The organism is Achromobacter sp. 1011791174 (assembly GCF_059760925.1).
In genome coordinates this window covers 1-3,127 of record NZ_JCBANH010000188.1, presented here as the reverse complement: position 1 = coordinate 3,127, position 3,127 = coordinate 1, and the positions used below count along the sequence as shown (strand labels likewise).

3 protein-coding genes are annotated in these 3,127 nt (G+C 63.8%); all 3 read right to left on the bottom strand.

Features of this window, described 5'->3' with window-relative positions; all coding sequences use genetic code 11:
* Window positions 1–63: 63 nt before the first annotated feature.
* The 3 genes from AC6LJ5_RS30170 to ugpA all read right to left on the bottom strand — a co-directional run bounded on the left by AC6LJ5_RS30170 (window position 64) and on the right by ugpA (window position 2,972).
* Entirely contained in the window at window positions 64–1,152 is a 1,089-nt protein-coding gene (locus tag AC6LJ5_RS30170) for a sn-glycerol-3-phosphate import ATP-binding protein UgpC (protein ID WP_103274496.1), read from the bottom strand.
* Between the two features lie 65 nt (window positions 1,153–1,217).
* Window positions 1,218–2,069, bottom strand: coding sequence for a sn-glycerol-3-phosphate ABC transporter permease UgpE (gene ugpE, locus AC6LJ5_RS30165; RefSeq protein ID WP_103274495.1), 852 nt, complete (start codon window positions 2,067–2,069; stop codon window positions 1,218–1,220).
* Between the two features lie 21 nt (window positions 2,070–2,090).
* The gene (gene ugpA / locus AC6LJ5_RS30160) at window positions 2,091–2,972 is read right to left on the bottom strand and encodes a sn-glycerol-3-phosphate ABC transporter permease UgpA (RefSeq protein WP_103274494.1); all 882 of its coding nucleotides are present in this window, start codon (window positions 2,970–2,972) and stop codon (window positions 2,091–2,093) included.
* Window positions 2,973–3,127: the final 155 nt, after the last annotated feature.

Below are 3,127 nucleotides of genomic sequence, written 5' to 3'. Positions count from 1 at the left end.
GGTGGTGCGCTGCACCACCCGCCAGCTGTCGGAATCGCCCGCCAAGGTCGGCGAAGCGCGGGATCAGAGACCCTGGACGCGGCGGCCGGTGTCGGTCTCGAACCAGTGCAGCGGATGGCGGCCGTCCGGGCCGACGTTGACGCGGTCGCCGACCTTGGCGGGCGATTCCGACAGCTGGCGGGTGGTGCAGCGCACCACCAGCGTGGTCTTGCCGACACGGCAGTGGACCAGCTGCTCGGAGCCCAGCGTTTCGACCATCTCGACTTCGCAGGGCACGCCCTGCGTGTTCAGCAGCATATGCTCGGGACGCATGCCCATGATGACCTTGCGGCCGCGGACCTGGGACGGCACTTGCAGCGGCGAGATCTCCAGCGGCTGGCCGTCGGCGGTCTGCACCGTGCCGTCGCCGGCCACGTTCACTTCCATCAGGTTCATCGGCGGCGAGCCGATGAAGCCGGCCACGAAGGTGGAGGCGGGTTTTTCGAACACTTCCATCGGCGTGCCGATCTGTTCCGGCACGCCCTGGTACATGACGATCATGCGATGCGCCAGCGTCATGGCCTCGACCTGGTCGTGGGTCACGTACAGGCTGGTGGTGCCCAGGCGACGGTGCAGCTTCATGATTTCAAGGCGCATCGCCACGCGCAGCTTGGCATCCAGGTTCGACAGCGGTTCGTCGAACAGGAAGACCTTGGGTTCGCGCACGATGGCGCGGCCCATGGCCACGCGCTGGCGCTGGCCGCCGGAAAGGGCGCGCGGGCGGCGGTCCAGCAGGTGGCCGAGTTCGAGGATCTGCGCGGCGGCGTCGACGCGCTTCTTGATCTCTTCCTTCGAGAACTTGCGGATCTTCAAGCCGTAGGCCATGTTCTCGAACACGGTCATGTGCGGATAGAGCGCGTAGTTCTGGAACACCATCGCGATATCGCGTTCGGCGGGCTCGAGATGGTTGACGACCTGGTCGTCGATCAGGATTTCACCGCTGGTCACGGATTCCAGGCCGGCGACCATGCGCATCAGCGTGGACTTGCCGCAGCCGGAGGGGCCGACGATGACGATGAACTCGCCATCCTTGACGTCCATGTCGATGCCGTGGATCACGGGCACGTTGCCGGCGTAGGTTTTCTTGACTTTGCGGAAGCTGAGAGTAGCCATGAGTTAATTCGTGTTATCTGAGTCGTGTTCGGGCGGGCGTGGTGCGCAAACGCAATGGGCAAGCGTCACTTTTCAGTGTCGACCAGACCCTTGACGAACCATTTCTGCATCAGGATGACCACCAGCGCGGGCGGGATCATGGCCAGCATGGCGGTGGCCATGGTGATGTTCCATTCGGTCACGCTGTCGCCGCCGCTGATCATGCGCTTGATGCCGATCACGACGGGGTACATGTCTTCCTGGGTGGTGACCAGCAGCGGCCACAGGTACTGGTTCCAGCCGTAGATGAACTGGATCACGAACAGCGCGGCGATGCTGGTCTTGGACAGCGGCAGCAGCACGTCGCGGAAAAAGCGCAGCGGGCCGGCGCCGTCGATGCGGGCGGCCTCGATCAGCTCGTCCGGCACGGTCAGGAAGAACTGGCGGAACAGGAAGGTGGCGGTGGCCGAGGCGATCAGCGGCAGCGTCAGGCCGGCGTAGCTGTTGAGCAGGCCGAGGTCGGCGACCACCTTGTAGGTCGGCGCGATCCGCACTTCCACGGGCAGCATCAGCGTGACGAAGATCATCCAGAAGAAGAACATGCGGCCGGGGAAGCGGAAGTACACCACCGCGAAGGCCGACAGCAGCGAGATCGCGATCTTGCCGATGGAGATCGCCAGCGCCATGATCAGGCTGACGTACATCATGCGGCCCACCGGCGCGCCGGCGGAGCCGCCGGACGAGCCGCCGAACAGCGCCTGCATGTAGTTGTCGACGAAGTGCTTGCCAGGGAGCAGGGACATAGGCGCGGATGCCACTTCCTGCGCCGTCTGGGTGGACGCGACGAAAGTGACGTAGAGCGGAAATGCCACCATCGCCACGCCGCAGAGCAGGATGACGTGGGCCAGAATATCCAGCCAGGGACGGCGTTCAACCATTGTTAGTAGCCTCGAACAAAATCAATACTGCACTTTGCGGTCGACGTAGCGGAACTGCACGACCGTCAAGGCAATCACAATGAACATCAGCACCACGGACTGAGCCGCGGACGAACCCAGGTCCAGGCCGCGGAAGCCGTCGCTGTACACCTTGTAGACCAGGATCGAGGTCGAGGTGCCGGGACCGCCCTGCGTGGTGGTGTCCACCACGGCGAAGGTGTCGAAGAACGCATAGATGATGTTGACCACCAGCAGGAAGAACGTGGTGGGCGACAGCAGCGGGAAGACGATGCTCCAGAAGCGTCGCGTGGGCGAGGCGCCGTCGATGGCGGCGGCTTCGATCAGCGAGCGCGGGATCGATTGCAGGCCGGCCAGGAAGAACAGGAAGTTGTACGACACCTGCTTCCACACGGCCGCGATCAACACCAGCATCATGGCCTGGTTGCCGTTCAGGCGCGGGTTCCAGTTGACGCCGGAGTGGTTCAGCGCGACGGCCAGGATGCCGACCGAGGGCGAGAACATGAACAGCCACAGCACGCCGACCACGGCCGGCGCGACGGCGTAGGGCCAGATCAGCAGGGTCTTGTAGAGGCCGGCGCCGCGGATCACGCGGTCCGCCATGACGGCAAGCAGCAGCGACACGCCCAGGCCGACCACGGCCACCAGCACCGAGAACACGGCGGTGACGCGGAACGAGTCCAGGTAGGCTTGCTGCTTGAACAATTCGACGAAGTTGTCGATGCCGACGAACTCGGACGACAGGCCGAAGGCGTCTTCGAGCCGCATGGACTGCCACATGGCTTGTCCGGCGGGCAGGAAGAAGAAGACCACTGTGATGACGATCTGCGGCAGCAGCAGCAGATAGGGCAGGGTCTTATGCCCGAATACAACGCGTTTTTCCATAGGGGGAACCCAAGGGTACAGAAAAGCGGCGATGGAAGATCGCCGCCGGAAGAACCTCGTGCCTGAAAGCACGATAGGCCCAAAGCCCCAAAATGACCAGGGCTTCAAGCCTGTGAAACTACGAACTTTACGACTGCGGCGGCCCGTCGCCGGGC

What these genes read in the sequence shown, in the direction of transcription:
- AC6LJ5_RS30170 (WP_103274496.1), bottom strand. Translation starts at nt 1,152, where the DNA reads ATGGCTACTCTCAGCTTCCGCAAAGTCAAGAAAACCTACGCCGGCAAC.
- ugpE (WP_103274495.1), bottom strand. Translation starts at nt 2,069, where the DNA reads ATGGTTGAACGCCGTCCCTGGCTGGATATTCTGGCCCACGTCATCCTG.
- ugpA (WP_103274494.1), bottom strand. Translation starts at nt 2,972, where the DNA reads ATGGAAAAACGCGTTGTATTCGGGCATAAGACCCTGCCCTATCTGCTG.